This window comes from Streptantibioticus rubrisoli, from assembly GCF_024436055.1.
GTDB classification, from domain to species: Bacteria; Actinomycetota; Actinomycetes; order Streptomycetales; family Streptomycetaceae; genus Streptantibioticus_A; species Streptantibioticus_A rubrisoli.
The window spans coordinates 57520-78894 of sequence record NZ_JANFNH010000015.1 but is presented as its reverse complement, the minus strand read 5'-3'; the positions used below and the strand labels follow the sequence as shown (position 1 = coordinate 78894).

At 69.5% G+C, this 21375-nt stretch carries 3 protein-coding genes; all 3 read right to left on the bottom strand.

Annotation, left to right across the window (positions count from 1 at the left end):
* Positions 1 to 14: 14 nt before the first annotated feature.
* Genes NON19_RS15545 through NON19_RS15535 form a run of 3 tightly spaced genes read right to left on the bottom strand, consistent with a single transcriptional unit; the run spans position 15 to position 21348 of the window.
* Positions 15 to 5468, bottom strand: coding sequence for a type I polyketide synthase (locus NON19_RS15545; RefSeq protein ID WP_255928459.1), 5454 nt, complete (start codon positions 5466 to 5468; stop codon positions 15 to 17).
* Positions 5468 to 10306: a type I polyketide synthase gene (locus NON19_RS15540; protein ID WP_255928457.1), complete on the bottom strand. Its 4839-nt coding sequence runs from the start codon at positions 10304 to 10306 to the stop codon at positions 5468 to 5470. The genes NON19_RS15545 and NON19_RS15540 overlap by 1 nt, the downstream gene beginning before the upstream one ends.
* Complete coding sequence (locus tag NON19_RS15535; RefSeq protein WP_255928455.1) at positions 10306 to 21348, bottom strand: type I polyketide synthase; 11043 nt, start codon at positions 21346 to 21348, stop codon at positions 10306 to 10308. Before NON19_RS15535 ends, NON19_RS15540 begins: the two co-directional genes overlap by 1 nt.
* Positions 21349 to 21375: the final 27 nt, after the last annotated feature.

The following is a 21375-nucleotide window of genomic DNA, read 5'->3' as shown; positions in this document are numbered from 1 at the left end:
TTTGGAGGGCTTGCTCAGGACGCACCGAGATCACCGTCCAGCAGGGCGTACAGCTCGTCGTCTGACGCCTCGTCGAGGTTGTCGACGGCCGCCGGGCGGTCCGCCCGCGGGGTGTCGACCTTCGCCAGCAGCTTCCGCAACCGTGCGGCGAGCTGACTGCGGGTGTCGTCGGCGGTGATCGCGGACAACGCGGCCTCCAGCCGGTCGAGGTCCCCCAACACCGCCAACGGCATGTTGTCCACGGGTAGTTCAGCGAGCAGGTAGTCGGCCAGTGCGGCCGGGGTCGGGTAGTCGAAGATCAGCGTGGCGGGCAGTCGCAGTCCGGTGGCCGCGGTGAGCCCGTTGCGCAGTTCCACCGCGGTCAGCGAGTCGAATCCCAGGTCGCCGAAGGCCTTGTCCTCCTCGACTGCCTGCGCGCCCGCGTGGCCGAGCACGGTGGCGGCGTGTGCACGGACCAGGTCGAGCAGCACCGCCTCACGCTCCACCACGGTCAGCCCGGCCAACCGCTCCCGTAGCGAGGGGCCGTCGGCCGCGCTGACCGCCGACCGCACCGGACCGCGAATCAGGCCGCGCAGCAGCGCCGGTACCGGCGCACGGACCGCGTCGAGGTCCAGGCGGATCGGCACCACCACCGGCTCGGCCAGGGTGTGTGCCGCGTCGAACAGCGCCAGGCCCAGCTCGGGGGTGAGCCCGGCGACCCCGGAGCGCTGCATCCTGGTCAGGTCGGTGTCACCGAGTTCGCCCGCCATACCGCCGTCCTGTGTCCAAAGGCCCCAGGCCAGTGAGACCGCGGGGCGCCCGTGGTCGTGACGGTGGCGCGCGAGCGCGTCCAGGAAGGCGTTGGCGGCCGCGTAGTTGGCCTGGCCCGCGCTGCCCATGGTGGCCGCGGCCGAGGAGAACAGCGCGAACATCGCCAGGTCCGCATCTGCGGTCAGCTCGTGCAGGTTGAGCGCGGCGTCCACCTTGGGCCGCAGCACGGTGTCCATCCGCTGCGGCGTCAGGCCTTCCAGTACGCCGTCGTCCAGCACGCCCGCGGTGTGCACCACCGCGGTGAGCGGGTGCGCCGCAGGTACTTCGGCCAGCAGCGCGGCCAGCGCGTCGCGATCGGCCACGTCGCAGGGCGCCACCCGCGCCTCGGCGCCCAGCTCGGCCAGCTCGGTGACGAGTTCGGCGGCGCCGGGGGCAGCCTCGCCACGGCGGCTGGTCAGCAGAAGGTGCCGGACGCCGTATGCGGTGACCAAGTGCCGGGCGATCAGTCGGCCGAGGGTGCCGGTGGCGCCGGTGACCAGTGCTGTGCCGGTCGGGTTCAGCTTCGGAGCCGCATCTTTCGCGGACTGTGCGGCCCTCGCCAGCCTGGCCGCGAGGGCGGTTCCCTTGCGCACCGCGAACTGCGGTTCGCCGGTGGCCAGCCCGGATGCGAGTGCCTGGTAGGAGTCGGCCTGGCCGTCGGTGTCGACCAGCACGAAACGGTCCGGGTGCTCGGACTGCGCGGAGCGGATCAGGCCCCACACTGCGGCGCCCGCCAGGTCGGAAAGTTCGTCGTCCGCGCCCGTGGCGACCGCGCCACGGGTCACCAGTACCAGCCTCGACGCGCCGAACCGCTCGTCGGCGAGCCATCGCTGGACCAGCTCCAGCACCCGGTGCGTGGCGGCACGCACCGCGTCACCGCGCGGTACGTCCGTCCCGCCGACCGAGACCAGCACCAGTTCCGGAACGTCGGTTGCGGCGAGAGCGGCCAGGTCGTGGCAGACCTCGACCGGGCAGCCGCTCTCCCGCAGTCCGCCGACCAGTTCGTCGTCGGCGTCGAGCAACGCCACCCGGCCGGTGGCCGGTCCAGCCGGAAGCTCGGCCCAGTCCACCCGGAACAGCGCGTCGTGATGTGCGGCCTTCGCGTTGTTCAGCTGTTCCGCTGACAACGGGCGCAGCACCAGCGACTCGATCGATGCCACCGGCGCACCGGTGACATCGGTCACCAGTACCGACACCGCATCCTGCCCTGCGGGCGAGATCCGCACCCGCAGCGCACCCGCACCATGGCCGTACAGCGCGACACCGCGCCAAGCGAACGGCAGCCGGGCCAGGCCGGAGTCGGCGAAGAAGTCGCCCTTCCCGACCGCGTGCAGCGCTGCGTCGAGCAGTGCGGGGTGCAGCGCGAACCGGCGTGCTTCGGACTGGAGTTCCTGCGGCAGAGCGACTTCGGCGAACACCTCGTCGCCGTTTCGCCACACCGCGCGCAGGCCCTGGAACGCCGGGCCGTAACCGTAGCCGGACTCGACCAAGCGCTCGTAGTAGCCGTCGACGCCCACCGCCACCGATTCCGCGGGCGGCCACGCGCCGTCGAGCCCACCGGTCACAGCCGGTACGGCCGACGTCAGCATCCCGCTGGCGTGCCGGGTCCACGGCTGGTCCTCACCTCGTGCGGGCCGGGAATGCACCCGTACCGGGCGCGCACCCGCCTGGTCCGGTTCGCCTATGGTGACGCGTAGTTGGACGCCACCTCGTTCGGGCAGCACCAACGGGGCTTCGAGGGTCAGCTCCTCCACCAAGCCACAGCCGACCCGGGCACCGGCATGCACAGCCAACTCCACGAACGCCGTGCCCGGCAACAACACCGAACCCATCACCGAGTGATCGGCCAACCACCCATGCGTGGAAACCGCCAACCGCCCGGTGAAAACCAACCCCTCCGGCAACTCCACCGCCGCACCCAGCAACGGATGCCCCGCCGACACCAAACCCGCCGACTCCACCCCCGCCACATCCGCACCCGAATCCAACCAGTACCGCTCCCGCTGGAAGGCATACGTCGGCAGATCAACCCGCCGACCACCCCCCAACACCCGCGCCCAATCCACCACCACACCACGCACGAACGCCGCGCCAACCGCAGCCAGCAACGAGCGGACCTCACCACGGCCCTTACGCAAAGCCGCCACCGCCGCCACACCATCCCCGGCGCAACACTCCCGCACCAGCGCACTCAACGCACCATCAGGACCCAACTCCACGAACGTCGCGACACCCTGCGCCTCCAACACCGCAATACCCTCAGCGAAACGCACCGCCTCGCGGACATGGCGAACCCAAAACTCCGCAGTACCGATCTCCTCGACACCGACCACAGCACCGGTCAGATTCGAGACGATCGGGATCCGCGGGGCCTGATACGACAACCCCGCCGCCACCGCACCGAAGGCCTCCAACATGCCGTCCATATGCGGCGAATGAAACGCATGACTCACCGGCAACCGCTTGGCCTTACGACCCCGCCCCTCAAAACTCGCAGCGATCTGCAGGACCTTGGGCTCATCCCCCGCGACCACCACCGACATCGGCCCGTTGACCGCGGCAATGCTCACACCCTCAACCAGCAGCGGCGCAACCTCATCCTCCGCCGCCTGCACCGCCACCATCACACCACCCGAAGGCAGCTCCTGCATCAACCGGCCACGAGCCGCCACCAACACACACGCATCCCCCAGCGACAACACACCCGCCACATGCGCCGCCACCAACTCACCAACCGAATGCCCACAAACGAAGTCAGGGACCACACCCCACGACTCGACCAGCCGGAACAACGCCACCTCAACCGCAAACAACGCAGGCTGCGTATACGCCGTCTGATCCAGCAACCCCGCATCGTCCCCGAACAGCACATCCTTCAACGGCAGTTCAAAGTGCTCACACACCGCATCCAACGCATCCGCGAACACCGGATAGGCCGCATACAACTCACGCCCCATCCCCACCCGCTGCGACCCCTGACCGCTGAACAAGAACGCCAACCGGCCCTCACCGGACCGATCCACCACCACATCCGCAGCCGAACGTCCAGCCGCCAACGCGGCCAGCCCACGCCTGAGCTCATCACGTTCCCCACCAACAACCACCGCGCGATGCCCCAACGCGGCACGCGTCGTCGCCAACGAGAAACCCACATCAACCAGGCCCACCCCCGGCGAAGAGTCCACGAACGACACCAACCGCGCCGCCTGCGCACGCAACGCAGCCTCACTCCTACCCGACACCACCCACGGCACCGGACCAGACAACGCCCCCTCGTCCAAGGCGACTTCGTCCTCGGCAGGAGCCTGCTCCAAGATCACATGCGCATTCGTGCCACTGACCCCGAACGACGACACCCCAGCCCGACGCGGCCGCCCCATCTCCGGCCAAGCAACCCGCTCCGTCAGCAACGACACCGCACCCGCAGACCAGTCCACATGCGACGAGGGCGCATCCACATGCAAGGTCTTCGGCAACACACCATGCCGCATCGCCTGCACCATCTTGATCACACCCGCCACACCGGACGCGGCCTGGGTGTGCCCGATATTCGACTTCAACGACCCCAACCACAACGGGCGTTCACGACCCTGCCCATAGGTGGCCAGCAACGCCTGCGCCTCAATCGGGTCCCCCAGTGTGGTCCCGGTGCCGTGCGCCTCCACCATGTCCACGTCCGACGGGGTAAGCCGCGCGTTGGCCAGCGCCTGGCGGATCACCCGCTGCTGGGCCGGGCCACTCGGTGCGGACAGGCCGTTGCTCGCCCCGTCCTGGTTGATCGCCGAACCACGGACGAGGGCGAGTACCGAGTGCCCGTTGCGGCGGGCGTCGGACAGCCGTTCGACCAGCAGCATGCCAACGCCTTCGCCCCAGCCGGTGCCGTCGGCCGCGTCCGCGAACGACTTGCACCGACCGTCCGGAGCGAGCCCGCGCTGACGGCTGAACTCTATGAAGGCACCGGGGTTTGCCATCACGGCGGCACCGCCGACCAACGCCAGTGTGCATTCCTGCTGCCGCAGCACCTGACAGGCGAGGTGCAGGGCAACCAGCGACGACGAGCATGCGGTGTCCAATGTGACCGCGGGACCCTCCAGACCGAGGGTGTACGCCACCCGACCCGAAAGGACGGCGGAAGCGTTGCCGGTCAGTACGTAGCCTTCGGTGCCCTCCGGCGCCTGCCGTACCCCCGGTCCGTAGCCCTGGTACGACGCACCGATGAACACCCCGGTCCGGCTGCCGCGCACCGAAGCCGGGTCGATGCCCGCGCGTTCGAAGACCTCCCATGACGCCTCCAGCAGCAACCGCTGCTGCGGGTCCATCGCCAGCGCCTCACGCGGCGCGATACCGAAGAACTCGGCGTCGAAGTCAGCGACATCGGTGACGAAACCGCCCTCCCGCGCATACGACGTGCCGGGGTGATCAGGGTCCGGGTGGTACAGCCCCTCGATGTCCCAGCCGCGGTCCTCCGGCAGTCCGGTGATCGCGTCCCGGCCCTCGTCGACCAACCGCCACAGGTCCTCCGGCGACTCCACATCGCCGGGATACCGGCAGCTCATCGCGACGATCGCGATCGGCTCCCGCGCGGCGGCGGTGAGTTGCCGGTGCTGTTGCCGCAGCCGTTCGGTCTCCTTCAGTGAGGCTCGCAGCGCCTCGAACACCTTCTCATTGGAGGCAGCCATCATGAGCTCCACAGTTCGGCGGAATCGGCTTCACCCAGCGCCATCCGCAACAGGTCGTCGTGGTCCATCGAGTCGATCGAGTCAAGGCGGTCCCGGCCGTCCTGGCGCTCCGAATCCGCTGTGCCGTCAGCCGCACCGGCGAGTTCCAACAGCGCGTCGAGCAGCCCCGCCTCGCGCAGCTCGGCCAGCGGAACGGCGGCGAGCGCCTGCCGGATGCGCGCCTCCTGTGGGTCAAGTGACTGCTCGGTACCACGTTCCGGCGTGAGTTCGGCGCGCAGACGCTCCACCAACGCGGTGGGCGTCGGGTTGTCGAAAACCAGCGTGGCGGGCAGCTTCAGCCCGGTCGCCGCGTTCAGCCGGTTCCGCAGCTCCACCGCCGTCAGCGAGTCGAAGCCCAGCTCGCGGAACGCCCTGGTGGCCTCTACCGTGTCCGTCGAGGAGTGGCCGAGCACAGCGGCGACCTGGCCGCGCACCAACTCCAGCAGAATCCGGTCCCGTTCGCCGTCCGGCAACCCGGCCAGCCGCTGCCGTAGTGCCGCGCCGGAGTCCGCGCCGTCGGTCTCCGCCCCGGCCGCGTCGCGGACCTCGGGCAGGTCGGCGATCAGTGGGCGGGCACGCGCCGCGGTGAAGCCGGGCACGAACCGTGCCCAGTCCACATCGGCCACGGCGACGAACGGTTCGGCCTGGCCGACCGCCTGGCGCAACGCCGCGACCGCCGATCCCGGCGCCATCGCCCGCAGGCCGCGGCGCCGCAGGAACTCCTCGTTGGCCCCCTCGGCCATACCCGCACCAGCCCACAGGCCCCAGGCCACCGACGTGGCGGGCAGGCCGCGGCCACGACGCTGCTGAGCGAGCCCGTCCAGGAACGCGTTGGCCGCCGCGTAGGCGGCCAACCCACCACTGCCCCAGACCCCCGCGTTCGAGGAGAACAGCACGAAGGCATCCAGAACGTCGTCATCCAACAAGGCATCCAGGTGCATCGCACCGCCGACCTTCGCGGCGAGCACATCGGCGAACTCTGCCAGCGTGGTGTCCACCAGCGGCGCCCCGTCGCCCACACCAGCGGCGTGCACCACCGCGCGAATCGGTTCGCCCCGCTCGGTCAGCCGCCGCACCAACGCCGCCACGGACGACCGGTCCGCGACATCGCAGGCTTCGACGAGCACCTCCGGCCCGAGCGCGGCCAGTTCGTCCCGCAACTCGACCGCACCAGGCGCCTTCAAGCCGCGGCGGCTGGTCAGCACCACACGCTCCGCACCGGCACCGGCCAGCCACCTGGCGACGTGCGCACCCAACGCGCCGGTGCCGCCGGTGACCAGCACCGTGCCGCGCGGCTGCCAGTCCGGGGCTGCCTCGGTGCCGAGCGGCGCGTGTGCCAGGCGGCGCGCGAGCACACCCGAGGGGCGCACGGCCAACTGGTCCTCGTCGCCGATTCCGGCCAGCACCCCGGCCAGCCCGGCCGCCGTCCGCTCGCCGCCCGCCTCCGGCAGATCCACCAGGCCGCCCCAACGGTCCGGATGCTCCAGGCCGAACACCCGCCCGAGGCCCCAGATTTGGGCCTGACCCGGGTCGATCCCTTCGCCCGCGCCGGTGGCGACCGCGCCCCGAGTGCCGATCCACAGCGGCGCGGACACTTCCGCATCACCGAGCGCCTGTATCAGCGCCACCGTGGCGGCGACATGGGCGGGCAGCACCGGATGCGCCGGATGCGGGACGTCGGCCTGCCCGAGTAAGGAGAACACCCCGCTGATCTCGGCATCGGCCACCACCTCGCGCAGCCGTGCCGCGAGCGTCGCCCGATCCACCGTGACCGGATCCAGTTCCAGTCGGACGAGTTCCGCCCCGTGCGCGGTGAGTGCGTCGAGCGCCTCGGTCTCTCCGGCGGCGGTAACCACCAGCCAGGTACCGGAAAGCTTCGGTACCAAGGGGCCGGTGACCGGCTTCCACTCGATCCGGTACCGCCACGAGTCCACGGTGGACTGCTCGCGACGGGCCTTGCGCCACGCGGACATGGCGGGCAGCACCGCGCTGAGCGGGGCATCCGTGTCAACTCGCAGCGCGGCGGCCAGTTCTGGCACATCCACGCGTTCGACGGCCGCCCAGAACTCGTCGTCCAACGGATCGGACTGCGCCGGGCTGCCTGCTTCGAGCCAGTAGCGCTGGTGTTGGAACGCGTATGTCGGAAGGTCGACGCGGCGGGCGCGGGGGAAGACGGTCGCCCAGTCGACACTGGCACCGTGCACGTGAGCCTCGGCCAGCGACAGCAAGAAGCGGTCCAGGCCGCCCTCATCACGACGCAACGAGCCAATCGCGGTCACTTGCTCGGACGTTTCCTGGATGCCCATGGCCAGTACCGGGTGTGCGCTGGACTCCACGAACAGCCGGTGCCCCTGCTCCGCCAACAGACGGACGGTCTCCTCGAACCGGACCGTCTGCCGCAGGTTGCGGTACCAGTAGTCGGCATCCAGCACGCTGGTGTCGATCCGCTCGACGGTCACCGTCGAGTAGAACGGCACCTCGGAAGTACGCGGGGTGATGTCGGCCAGGACGGTCAGGAGTTCGTCGCGGATCTCCTCCACATGCGCCGAATGCGACGCATAATCCACCGGAATCCGGCGCGCCCGAACCCCGTCCGCCTCCGCTTCGGCAAGCAACTCCTCCAGCGCATCGACATCACCGGAGACCACCACCGAGCCCGGCCCGTTCACCGCGGCAACAGAAATCCGACCACCCCAACGCTCCACACGCTCAGTAACCTCGGCGACCGGCAGCGAGACCGACACCATCCCACCCCGGCCCGACAACGCCAGCAACGCCCGACTACGCAACGCCACAACCCGCGCCGCGTCCTCCAACGACAACGCACCAGACACACACGCCGCCGCGATCTCACCCTGCGAATGCCCCACCACAGCGGCAGGCTCCACCCCATACGAACGCCACAACGCCGCCAGCGACACCATCACCGCAAACAACACAGGCTGAACAACATCAACCCGCTCCAACGCCGCCGCATCACCCAACACATCCAGCAACGACCACTCAACAAACGGCGCCAACGCCCCCGCACACGCCCGCATCGACTCCGCAAACACCGACGACGAGCCCAACAGACCCACCGCCATACCCACCCACTGCGAACCCTGACCCGGAAACACAAACACCGCACGGTCACCGGCACCAGCCACACCCTGCACCACACCAGGCGCCGCACCCGCATCCGCCAACGCGGCCAAACCAGCACGGAAGCCAGCCACGTCAGCCGCAACCACCGCAGCCCGATACTCAAAAACCGCACGACCCACAGCCAACGACAAACCCACATCCGCCGGACTCAACCCCGAAGCAGAGTCCACAAAAGCCAACAGCCGAGCCGCCTGCGCACGCAACGCAGCCTCACTCTTACCCGACACCACCCACGGCACTACACCCGCCGACTCCACAGAGTCGACCTCTTCAACCGGCGGCGCCTGCTCCAAAATCACATGCGCATTCGTCCCGCTCATCCCGAACGACGACACCGCTGCCCGCCGCAGCCGCCCCGTCTCCGGCCACTCAACCTGCTCCGTCAGCAACGACACCGCACCCGCAGACCAATCGACCTGAGGCGTCGGCTCATCCACATGCAACGTCTTCGGCAGCACACCATGCCGCATCGCCAGAACCATCTTCATCACCCCGGCCACCCCAGCGGCGGCCTGCGCGTGCCCGATGTTCGACTTCAACGACCCCAACCACAACGGACGTTCACGATCCTGGCCATACGTCGCCAGCAACGCCTGCGCCTCGATCGGATCACCGAGGGAGGTGCCGGTGCCGTGCGCCTCCACCACGTCGATCTGGCGTGCCGAGACCCGCGCGTTCGCCAGCGCCGCCCGGATCACCCGCACCTGCGACGGGCCGTTCGGTGCGGTCAACCCGTTGCTCGCACCATCGGAGTTCACCGCGGAACCGCGCACCACGGCCAGCACCGGGTGCCCGTTGCGACGCGCGTCGGACAGGCGCTCCAGGACCAGCATGCCCGCGCCCTCGGCGGGTCCGAACCCGTCCGCGGCGGCCGAGAAGGCCTTGCAGCGGCCGTCGGCGGCCACCCCGCCCTGGCGGCTGAACTCGATGAAGGTGTCCGGGCCTGACATCACCGTCACACCGCCGCTCAGCGCGAGCGTGCACTCGCCCTTGCGCAGCGCTTGGGCCGCCAGGTGGAGTGCGACCAGCGACGAGGAACACGCGGTGTCCACCGTGAAGTTGGGGCCTTCGAGGCCGAGCACATACGCGATCCGCCCCGACACGAAGCTGCTCGCGCCGCCGGTGAGCAGGAAACCGTCGAGGTCCTGGTCGGACCGCCGGATGCCCTCCACATAGCCGGAGTACCAGGCCCCGGCGAAGACACCGACCTGGCTGCCGCGCAGGGAGGCCGGGTCGATCCCGGCCCGTTCGAACGCCTCCCACGATGTCTCCAGCAGCAGTCGCTGCTGCGGGTCCATCGCCAACGCCTCACGCGGCGAGATACCGAAGAACGCTGGGTCGAACTCGCCCGCGTCGTAGAGGAATCCGCCTTCCCTGGTGTACGAGGTGCCGCGCTCGGCGTTCTCCGCGTGCAGGGCGGCCAGGTCCCAGCCGCGGTCGGTGGGGAAGGCCGAGATCGCGTCGCCGCCGGACACGACCAGCCGCCACAGGTCCTCCGGTGAGGCGACCCCACCGGGGAACCGGCACGCCATGCCGACCACCGCGATCGGCTCGTGCTCCTTCTCCTTGACCTTGCGCAGCCGCTCGGTGGCCTCGTCCAGGTCGGTTACGACGCGCTTGAGGTACGCCCGAAGCTTCTCTTCGCTCGCCATCACAACTCACGTCCCCACTTGCTGTCGATCAGGTCGAAGATCTCGTCGTCGGACGCGGACTCGATCTGTTCCGCGACCCCGCCGCCGTCCACGTCACCCCGCACGTCGTCCCATTGGGACAGCAGGGACTTCAGACGCGCAGTGATCTCGGCGCGTGCCTGTTCGTCCGGCGCGATGGCAGAAACGTCGTCCGGCACGATCTCGGCGAGCGTCGCCTCCAGCCGGTCCAGCTCGGCCAGCAACGAGGTGCCTCCACTGGCCTCGCCGCCCAGGAGTTCGGTGCGCAGGTGCTCGGCAAGTGCGGTCGGGGTGGGATAGTCGAAGACCAGCGTCGGCGGCAGTCGCAGGCCGGTGGCCGCGTTCAGGCGGTTGCGCAGTTCGACCGCGGTCAGCGAGTCGAAGCCGACTTCCTGGAAGGCCCGCCCCGGCTCGACCGCGGCCACTGAGGCGTGTCCGAGCACGGTCGCGACATGCATACGTACCAGGTCGAGCAGGACCCGGCCTCGCTCCGCCTCCGGTGTCTCGGCCAGCCGCTGCGCCAGCGACGGCCCGTGCGACACGGCGGCACCGGCCTCGACCACCCTGCGGGCCGGGCCGCGGGCGAGACCGCGCAGGGACGGCGGCACGTCCGCGGCGCGAAGTGCCCGGGTGTCCAGGCGCATTGGTACGAGGGTGGCTTCCGGCCGGTCGATGGCCGCGTCGAACAACGCCAGACCCTCCGCGACCGACAACGCACCCACACCAACCCGCGTCATCCGCTGCACATCAACATCACCAAGATGCCCCGTCATCCCACTCGACCGAGCCCACAACCCCCACGCCAACGACACACCCGACAAACCCCGCGCACGACGATGCACAGCCAACCCATCAAGAAACACATTCGCCGCCGCATAATTCGCCTGCCCAGCACCACCCAACGACCCAGACACCGACGAAAACAACACAAACAACGACAGATCAAACCCAGCCGTCAACTCATGCAAATTCCACGCAGCATCCACCTTCGGCCGCAACACCGCACCCAACCGCTCCGCGGTCAACGACCCCACCACACCGTCATCCAACACACCCGCGGCATGCACCACCGCAGTCAACCGATGCTCCACAGGAATCCCCGCAAGCAACCCGGCAAGCTGCTCCCGATCCGCCACATCACACGCGGCCACCGTCACCACCGCACCAAGCCCGGACAGCTCCGCGGCCAACTCCGCCGCACCCGGCGCATCCATCCCACGCCGACCCACCAACAACAACCGCCGAACACCGTGCTCAACCACCAGATGCCGGGCCACCAACCCACCCAACACACCAGTCGCACCCGTGATCAACGCCGTACCATCCGGGTCCAACGCACGCGGCACCGTCAACACCAACTTGCCCACATGCCGCGCCTGACTCAAAAACCGCAACGCCTCCGGAGCACGCCGCACATCCCAAACCCGCACCGGCAACGGCCGCAACACACCACGACCGAACAACACCACCAACTCACCCAACATCTCAGCGATGCGGTCAGGTCCGGCATCCATCAGGTCGAACGCTCGATACGTCACCCCGGGATGCGAGGCGGCGACCTGCCCGGCGTCCCGGACGTCGGTCTTGCCCATCTCCACGAACCGCCCGCCGCGCGGCAGCAGTCGCAGCGAGGCATCCACGAACTCCCTGGCCAGGGAGTCCAGTACGACATCGACACCACGGCCGTCCGTGGCGGTGCGGAAGCGCTCCTCGAAGTCGAGGGTGCGTGACGACGCGATGTGCTCGTCGTCGAAGCCCAGTGAACGCAGTACATCCCACTTACCAGGACTGGCGGTACCGAACACCTCGGCACCCCAATACCGCGCAAGCTGCACCGCGGCCATACCCACACCACCCGCGGCGGCATGGATCAGCACCGACTCACCCGCACGCAAACCGGCCAGGTCGTTGAGCGCGTAGTAGGCGGTGAGGAACACCACCGGCACCGAAGCCGCCTGCGTGAACGACCAGCCGGACGGCATCTTGACCACCAGCCGGTGATCGGTCACGCTGACCCGGCCGATGGCGCCGGAGAGCAGGCCCATCACCGGGTCGCCAGGAGCGAGACCGGTCACCCCCGGCCCGACCTCCAGCACAACGCCCGCACCCTCGCTGCCCATCAGTGCCTCGTCCGGGTACATGCCCAGCGCGATCAGCACATCGCGGAAGTTCAGACCGGCGGCCCGCACCTCGATCCGCACCTGGCCCTCGGCCAGTGGTTCGGTGTCGGCCGCGCACTCGCTGAGGGCCAGGTTCTCCAGGGTGCCCTTCTCCGCGATGTCCAACCGCCATGCCGCACTGTTCGGCGGCACCAGCGAACCATCTCCGGTGGGCCGCACCAGGCGCGGTGCGGACACCACGCCGTCGCGGACGGCCAGTTGCGGTTCGCCGGTGGCCAGAGCCGCCGGAACCACCTGGTACGAGGCGTCGTGCTCGTCCAGATCCAGCGCCACCAACCGGTCCGGGTTCTCCAGCTGCGCGGACCGGACCAGGCCCCACAGCGGAGCGTGCACAAGATCCGGCACGTCCTGCTCATCCCCGGCCGCGACCGCGCCCCTGGTGACCAGCACCAGCCGCGACCCGGCGAACCGGTCGTCGGCCAGCCACGCCTGGACCGTGCCCAGCGCGACGCCGGTGGCCTCGCGCACCTCGGCGGGTGACAGCCCGGTGCCGTGGTTCGGCGGGAAGGTCACGAACACCAGCTCCGGCACCGGATCGGCTGCGCCGAGGGCGGCCAGATCCTCGTAGCCATCGACTTCGGTACCCGCGGCGGTCAGTGATGCACGGACCTTCAGCTCGTCCGCGCCGACCAGCGCCCAACGGCCGGTGTGTGAACCGGAGTCCTCCGGTACCGCGATTTCCGACCAGTCCAGCCGGAACAGCGAGTCCTGCGGAGTGGCACTGGCCACTGCCAACTGATCCTCGGTCACCGGCCGCAGCACCAACCGCCCGACCGACGCCACCGGTTCGCCCTTGGTGTCGGCGACCATGAGCGCCACCGCCTCCTGTCCGGCCCGGGACACCCTGACCCGCAACGCGCCCGCGCCGGACGCGTGCAGCCGCACCCCGCTCCAGGCGAACGGCAGATAGCCGCGCCCGGTGTCCGGCAGGAAGTCACCGAGACCGACCGCCTGAACCGCGGCGTCCAGCAGGGCCGGGTGCAGGCCGAACCGGCCTGCACCGTCCTGCTGTTCCGGCGCCAGGGCGACTTCGGCGAAGACCTCGTCGCCGCGCCGCCAGGCCGCGCGCAGCCCCTGGAACGTGGGGCCGTAGTCATAGCCCTGTGCGGCCAGGTGCTCGTACCGTCCGGCCAGGTCGACGGCGACCGCCCCGGCGGGAGGCCAGTTGCCCTCAGCGGGGGCCACGGTCTCCTCGTCGGCGGACAGCGTGCCGGTGGCGTGGCGTGTCCACGGCCCGTCGTCATCGTGGCGGGAGTGCACGTGCAGTGCTCGGCGGCCGGATTCATCCGCCGCGTCAACCACCAGTTGCAGGTAGACGCCGCCGCGCTCAGGCAGCACCAGCGGTGCTTCCAGGGTCAGTTCCTCCAGGTGGCCGCAGCCGACCTGGTCACCAGCACGGATGGCAAGCTCCACGAATGCCGTGCCGGGCAACAGCACTGAGCCCATCACCGCATGGTCGGCCAACCATGAGTGGGTGGCCAGGGACAACCGTCCCGCGAACAGGAACCCGTCCGCCCCGGCCAGCGGGACCGCGGCACCCAGCAGCGGATGATCCGCGGAACCGAGACCGACGGCGGAGACGTCGCCCACTCGGCCCGCGGCCGTTTCCGGCCAGTAGCGCTGGCGTTGGAACGCGTATGTCGGAAGGTCGGTACGGCGGGCGCCGGGGAAGACCGTCGGCCAGTCGACGCTGGCGCCGTGCACGTGGGCCTCGGCCAGCGACAGCAGGAAGCGGTCCAGGCCGCCCTCATCACGACGCAACGAGCCAATCGCCGTTACCTGCTCGGACGTTTCCTGGATGCCCATCGCCAGTACCGGGTGTGCGCTGGACTCCACGAACAACCGGTGCCCCTGCTCCGCCAACAGGCGAACGGTCTCCTCGAACCGGACCGTCTGCCGCAGATTGCGGTACCAATACTCGGCATCCAACGAGACGGTGTCGATCCGCTCCACGCTCACCGTCGAGTAGAACGGCACCTCGGAAGTACGCGGAGTGATATCGGCCAGGACGGTCAGCAGTTCGTCGCGGATCTCCTCCACATGCGCCGAATGCGACGCATAATCCACAGGAATCCGACGCGCCCGAACCCCCAACCCCTCACACTCGGCGAGCAGTTCATCAAGGGCATCGACATCACCGGAGACCACCACCGAGCCCGGCCCGTTCACCGCAGCAACAGAAACCCGACCACCCCAACGCTCCACACGCTCAGTAACCTCAGCGACCGGCAGCGAGACCGACACCATCCCACCCCGGCCCGACAACGCCAGCAACGCCTTACTACGCAACGCCACAACCCGCGCCGCGTCCTCCAACGACAACGCACCAGACACGTATGCGGCCGCGATCTCACCCTGCGAATGCCCCACCACAGCGGCAGGCTCCACCCCATACGAACGCCACAACGCCGCCAGCGACACCATCACCGCAAACAACACAGGCTGAACAACATCAACCCGCTCCAACGCCGCCGCATCACCCAACACATCCAGCAACGACCACTCAACAAACGGCGCCAACGCCCCCGCACACGCCCGCATCGACTCCGCAAACACCGACGACGAGCCCAACAGACCCACCGCCATACCCACCCACTGCGAACCCTGACCCGGAAACACAAACACCGCACGGTCACCGGCACCAGCCACACCCTGCACCACACCCGGCGCCGCACCCGCATCCGCCAACGCGGCCAAACCAGCACGGAAGCCAGCCACGTCAGCCGCAACCACCGCAGCCCGATGCTCAAAAACCGCACGACCCACAGCCAACGACAAACCCACATCCGCTGGACTCAACCCCGAAGCAGAGTCCACAAAGGCCAACAGCCGGGCCGCCTGCGCACGCAACGCAGCCTCACTCTTACCCGACACCACCCACGGGACAGGCGCGTCGCCCACCTCGGCCCCGGCCGCCTCAACAACAGGCGCCTCTTCGAGGATCACATGCGCGTTCGTCCCGCTGATCCCGAACGACGACACCGCAGCCCGCCGCAGCCGCCCCGTCTCCGGCCACTCAACCTGCTCGGTCAGCAAGGACACCGCACCGGTAGACCAATCGACCTGAGGTGTCGGCTCGTCCACATGCAGTGTCTTGGGCAGCACACCATGCCGCATCGCCAGGACCATCTTCATCACCCCGGCCACACCAGCGGCGGCCTGCGCGTGCCCGATGTTCGACTTCAACGACCCCAACCACAACGGACGTTCACGATCCTGGCCATACGTCGCCAGCAACGCCTGCGCCTCAATGGGATCACCGAGGGAGGTGCCGGTGCCGTGCGCCTCCACCACATCCACATCCGACGCACCAAGCCCGGCGTTCGCCAACGCCTGGCGGATCACCCGCTGCTGCGAAGGACCATTCGGCGCCGTCAAACCGTTCGACGCACCATCCTGATTCACCGCCGAACCACGCAACACCGCCAACACCGGATGCCCATTGCGACGCGCGTCGGACAACCGCTCGACGAGCAGCATCCCCGCGCCCTCGGCTAGACCGAAGCCGGACGCCTCAGCGGCGAATGCCCTGGAGCGGCCGTCCTCGGACAGCCCGTTCTGGCGGCTGAACTCAAAGAACATGTCCGGGGTCGACATCACCGTCACACCACCGGCCAACGCCAGTTCACACTCACCCTGCCGCAACGCCTGCGCCGCCAGATGCAACGCCACCAACGACGAGGAACACGCCGTGTCCACCGTCACCGCAGGGCCTTCGAGACCGAACGTGTACGAAACCCGGCCCGACAACACACTCGCACCGTTACCGGTCGCCAGATAGCCGTCGAAGGCCTCCTGGCCACCTTGCAGCAGCGGCATGTAGTGCTGGCCGTTGGTCCCGGCGAACACCCCGACCTGCTTGCCGCGCATCAACGCCGGTTCGATTCCGGCCCGTTCGAACGCCTCCCACGATGTCTCCAGCAGCAACCGGTGCTGCGGGTCCATCGCCAGCGCCTCACGCGGCGAGATACCGAAGAACGCCGGATCGAACTCATCCGCGTCATGCAGGAATCCGCCGTGCCGAACGTAGGAGGTGGCGGGCCGCTGGCGGGTTGGGTCGTAGAACGCGTCGAGGTCCCAGCCGCGGTTCTCCGGCAGTCCGGACACCGCGTCGTGGCCGCCCTCCACCAGTTGCCACAGTTCCTCCGGCGTGCGCACGTCGCCGGGGAAGCGGCAGGCCATGCCGACGATCGCGATCGGCTCGTCGTCCACCGGCGCGACGGTCGCCACCGCGGCGACCGCACGGCCCGCACCGACGAGTTCGGCGCGCAGGAACTCGGCGAGCGCCACCGGGGTCGGGTAGTCGAACACCAACGTGGCGGGCAGCTTGAGACCGGTGGCGGTGTTGAGCCGGTTGCGCAGGTCCACCGCGGTCAGCGAGTCGAAGCCCAACTCGCGGAAGGCGCGTTCGACGGCCACAGCGTCCGGGGTGGCGTGGTCGAGCACGGCCGCCAAGTGGCCGCGCACCAGATCGAGGACGATCCGCTGCTGCTCCGACTCAGCCAGTCCGGACAGGCTGCGCACCAGCTCAGAAGCGGTAGTTGACTGCTCCGCGCTGCCTTGTTCTGCCGCGGCCGCGATGCGCTGCACGTCGGGCAGTTCGGCGAACAACGGGCTCGGCCGCAGTGCGGTGAACCCCGGCAGGAACCGGTCCCAGTCCACGTCCGCCACCGCGACGAACGGCTCGTCGTGGTCGAGAACCTGTTGCAGCACGGTGAGCGCCAGGTCAGGTGCCATCGCCCGCAACCCGCGCTTGCGCAGGAACTCCGCACCGGCCTCGTCGGCGGCGGTCTCCGAGCCCTGCCACGGGCTCCAGGCCACCGAGATCACCCGCGCGCCAGCGGCCCTCCGCCGCTCGGCCAACGCATCCAGGAACGCGTTGCCCGCCGCGTACGCACCCTGACGGCCGCTGCCCCAGACCCCGGCAACCGAGGAGAAGAAGACAACGGCTTCCAGCGACTCGTGGTCGAGCAGTTCGTCCAGGTGTGTGGCGCCGGAGACCCGGGAAGACAACACCGATGCGAAGTCGGCGAGTTGGGTCTCGGCGAGCGCGGACATCTCCGCGGCGGGAGAGGAGTACGCCACCGCGGTGAGCGGGTACTCGGCGGGGACCGAGGCCAGCAGCCGTGCCACCGCGTCCCGGTCGGTCACGTCGCAGACGGCGACGGTGACCTTCGCACCCAGCTCGGCCAGCTCAGTCTCAAGCCCGGTGGTGTCCCGGGGGCCGGGGCTGGTCAACAGCAGGTGTTCCGCGCCCTGTTGGGCCAGCCACTGCGCGACCCGCGCACCCAGCGGTTCGGTTCCGCCGGTGACCAGTACGGTGCCGGACGGCCGCCACTTGCGGACAGCGCGCTCCGCTACCGGAGCGGGCCGGAGTCGACGCACGAACACACCGGCGGAGCGCACCGCTAGCTGATCCTCGTCACCGGCGTCGGCCAGCACACCGACCAGTCGGGTCAGCGCCCGATCATCGATCGCCTCGGGCAGGTCCACCAAACCGCCCCAGCGCTCTGCGTGCTCCAAGGCCGCAACCCGGCCGAGCCCCCACACCTGTGCCTGCACCGCGCTGGACACCCGGTCGGAGCCGCCCACGGCAACCGCGCCCCGGGTGACGCACCACAAGGGCGCGTCGATCCCGGCGTCCCCGAGCGCTTGCACCAGCGCGACCGTTCCGGCCACACCGATGGACAACACGGGGTGCAGTGAGTGCGGCTCCTCGGCCGGACCGAGCAGGGACAGCACACCGGACAGCTCGATGTCGGACGGCAGAACGGCTCGCAGCGCCTCCCGGTCGACATCGGCCACATGAGCCTCAACCACGTGCGCGCCATGCTTGGTCAACGCTGCGACGGTGGCGGACGCCCACTCGTCGGACCGCCCGGCCTGCCGCACCACGAGCCAGTTCCCCGACAGCCGCGGAGCGGTCGCCTCGGCGATCGCATGCCAGGCGACGCCGTATCGCCAGGAGTTCACCGTGGACTCCTCGGCGCGGGCCCTACGCCAGGCGGACATGGCGGGCAGCACCTTGCTCAGCGGGTCAGCGCCGTCCACGTTCAGCGTGTCCGCCACACGCTCCAGGTCTTCGCGCTCCACCGCGCGCCAGAACTCGGCGTCGCCCGCGTTCACCGTCCCGGCGGGGGTGCCTGCTTCGAGCCAGTAGCGCTGGCGTTGGAAGGCGTATGTCGGGAGGTCGGTACGGCGGGCGCCGGGGAAGACGGTCGGCCAGTCGACGCTGGCACCGTGCACATGGGCCTCGGCCAGCGACAGCAAGAAGCGGTCCAGGCCGCCCTCATCACGACGCAACGAACCCAGGGCCACGAGCTCTTCCGATGTTTCCTGGATGCCCATCGCCAGTACGGGGTGTGCGCTGGACTCCACGAACAGCCGGTGCCCCTGCTCCGCCAGCAGGCGGACGGTCTCCTCGAACCGGACCGTCTGGCGCAGGTTGCGGTACCAGTAGTCGGCATCCAGCACACGGGTGTCGATCCGCTCGACGCTCACCGTGGAGTAGAACGGCACCTCGGAAGTGCGCGGGGTGATATCGGCCAGGACGGTCAGGAGTTCGTCGCGGATCTCCTCCACATGCGCCGAATGCGACGCATAATCCACCGGAATCCGGCGCGCCCGAACCCCGTCCGCCTCCGCTTCGGCAAGAAGTTCATCCAGGGCATCGACATCACCGGAGACCACCACCGAGCCCGGCCCGTTCACCGCAGCAACAGAGACCCGACCACCCCAACGCTCCACACGCTCAGTAACCTCAGCGACCGGCAGCGAGACCGACACCATCCCACCCCGGCCCGACAACGCCAGCAACGCCCGACTGCGCAACGCCACAACCCGCGCAGCGTCCTCCAACGACAACGCACCAGACACATATGCGGCCGCGATCTCACCCTGCGAATGCCCCACCACAGCGGCAGGCTCCACCCCATACGAACGCCACAACGCCGCCAGCGACACCATCACCGCAAACAACACAGGCTGAACAACATCAACCCGCTCCAACGCCGCCGCATCACCCAACACATCCAGCAACGACCACTCAACAAACGGCGCCAACGCCCCCGCACACGCCCGCATCGACTCCGCAAACACCGACGACGAGCCCAACAGACCCACCGCCATACCCACCCACTGCGAACCCTGACCCGGAAACACAAACACCGCACGCTCATCCGCCGCGGCAACACCCCGTACGGCACCGTTCGCGTCCCCGGTCGCCAGGGCCGCAAGACCGGCGCGGAGAGCGTCCAGGTCGGACGCAACCACCGCGCCCCGGTGTTCGAGCGCGGCCCGGCCGGTCGCCAGCGAGAAGCCCACGTCCACCTGGTTCAACCCTGTCGTGGCGGCCGCGAAGGACAGCAGACGGGCGGCCTGGGCACGCAATGCCTGCTCTGTCGCGCCGGAAAGCACCCACGGCGCGACGGTCGCGACCGGCTCCGGTTCCGGCTCCGGCTCCGCCACCGGTGACTGCTCAAGCACGACATGCGCGTTGGTGCCACTGACTCCGAACGAAGAGACACCCGCCCGGCGCGGCTCGCCGGTCTGCGGCCACTCGGTGGGCTCGGTCAGCAGGGAGACGGCACCGGCCGACCAGTCGACCTTGGGCGTCGGCTCGTCCACGTGCAGCGTCTTCGGCAGCACACCGTGCCGCATCGCCAGAACCATCTTCATCACGCCGCCCACCCCGGCCGCGGCCTGGGAGTGCCCGATGTTGGACTTCAACGAGCCGAGCCACACCGGGCGTTCGCGATCCTGCCCGTACGTGGCCAGGATCGCCTGTGCCTCGATGGGGTCGCCGAGAGTGGTTCCGGTGCCGTGCGCCTCCACCACGTCGACCTGCTGGGCGGTCAACCCGGCGCTGTCCAGGGCCTGGCGGATCACGCGCTGCTGCGCGGGGCCGTTGGGCGCGGTCAGGCCGCTGCTCGCACCGTCCTGGTTCACCGCGGTGCCGCGCACCACGGCCAGCACCGGATGCCCGTTGCGCTGGGCGTCGGACAACCGCTCCACGAGCAGCATCCCCGCACCCTCGGACCATGCGGTGCCGTCCGCCGCGCCTGCGAAGGACTTGCAGCGGCCGTCCGCGGCCAGCCCGCGCTGCCTGCTGAACTCCACGAACGCGGCCGGGGTGGACATCACGGTGACGCCACCGGCCAGCGCCAGCGTGCATTCGCCCTTGCGCAGTGACTGGGCGGCCAGGTGCAGGGCCACCAGGGATGACGAGCACGCCGTGTCGATGGTGACCGCGGGGCCTTCCAGGCCGAAGGTGTAGGCCACCCGCCCGGAGACGACGCTGCCCGAGTTGCCCGTGCCGAGGTAGCCCTCGACGCCGTCCGGTATCTCGTGCAGCCGGGTCGCGTAGTCGTGGTACATCAGTCCGGCGAACACACCGGTCCGGCTGCCGGACAGCGAGGTCGGCGCGATCCCGGCCCGCTCGAAGGCCTCCCAGGAGATCTCCAGCAGCAACCGCTGCTGCGGGTCCATCGCCGCCGCCTCACGCGGTGAGATGCCGAAGAGTGCTGGGTCGAACTCGGCTGCGTCGTGCAGGAACCCGCTCTCCCGCACGTAGCTGGTGCCGGTGTGGTCCGGGTCCGGGTCGTAGAGCGCGGCCAGGTCCCAGCCGCGGTCGGTCGGGAACGGCGAGATCGCGTCGCCGCCGTTGGCCACCAACTGCCAGAGACCCTCCGGGGAGTTCACCCCGCCCGGGTAGCGGCAGCTCATGCCGATGATGGCGATGGGTTCCTGTTCTCCCGCCTCAAGCTCCTGGACGCGGCGGCGGGCCTCGCCGAGGTCGACGGTGGCACGCCTGAGGTAATCGAGAAGCTTCTCCTCGTTCGACATCTGGCGTCAGCTCCTTGCGGCGGTGGG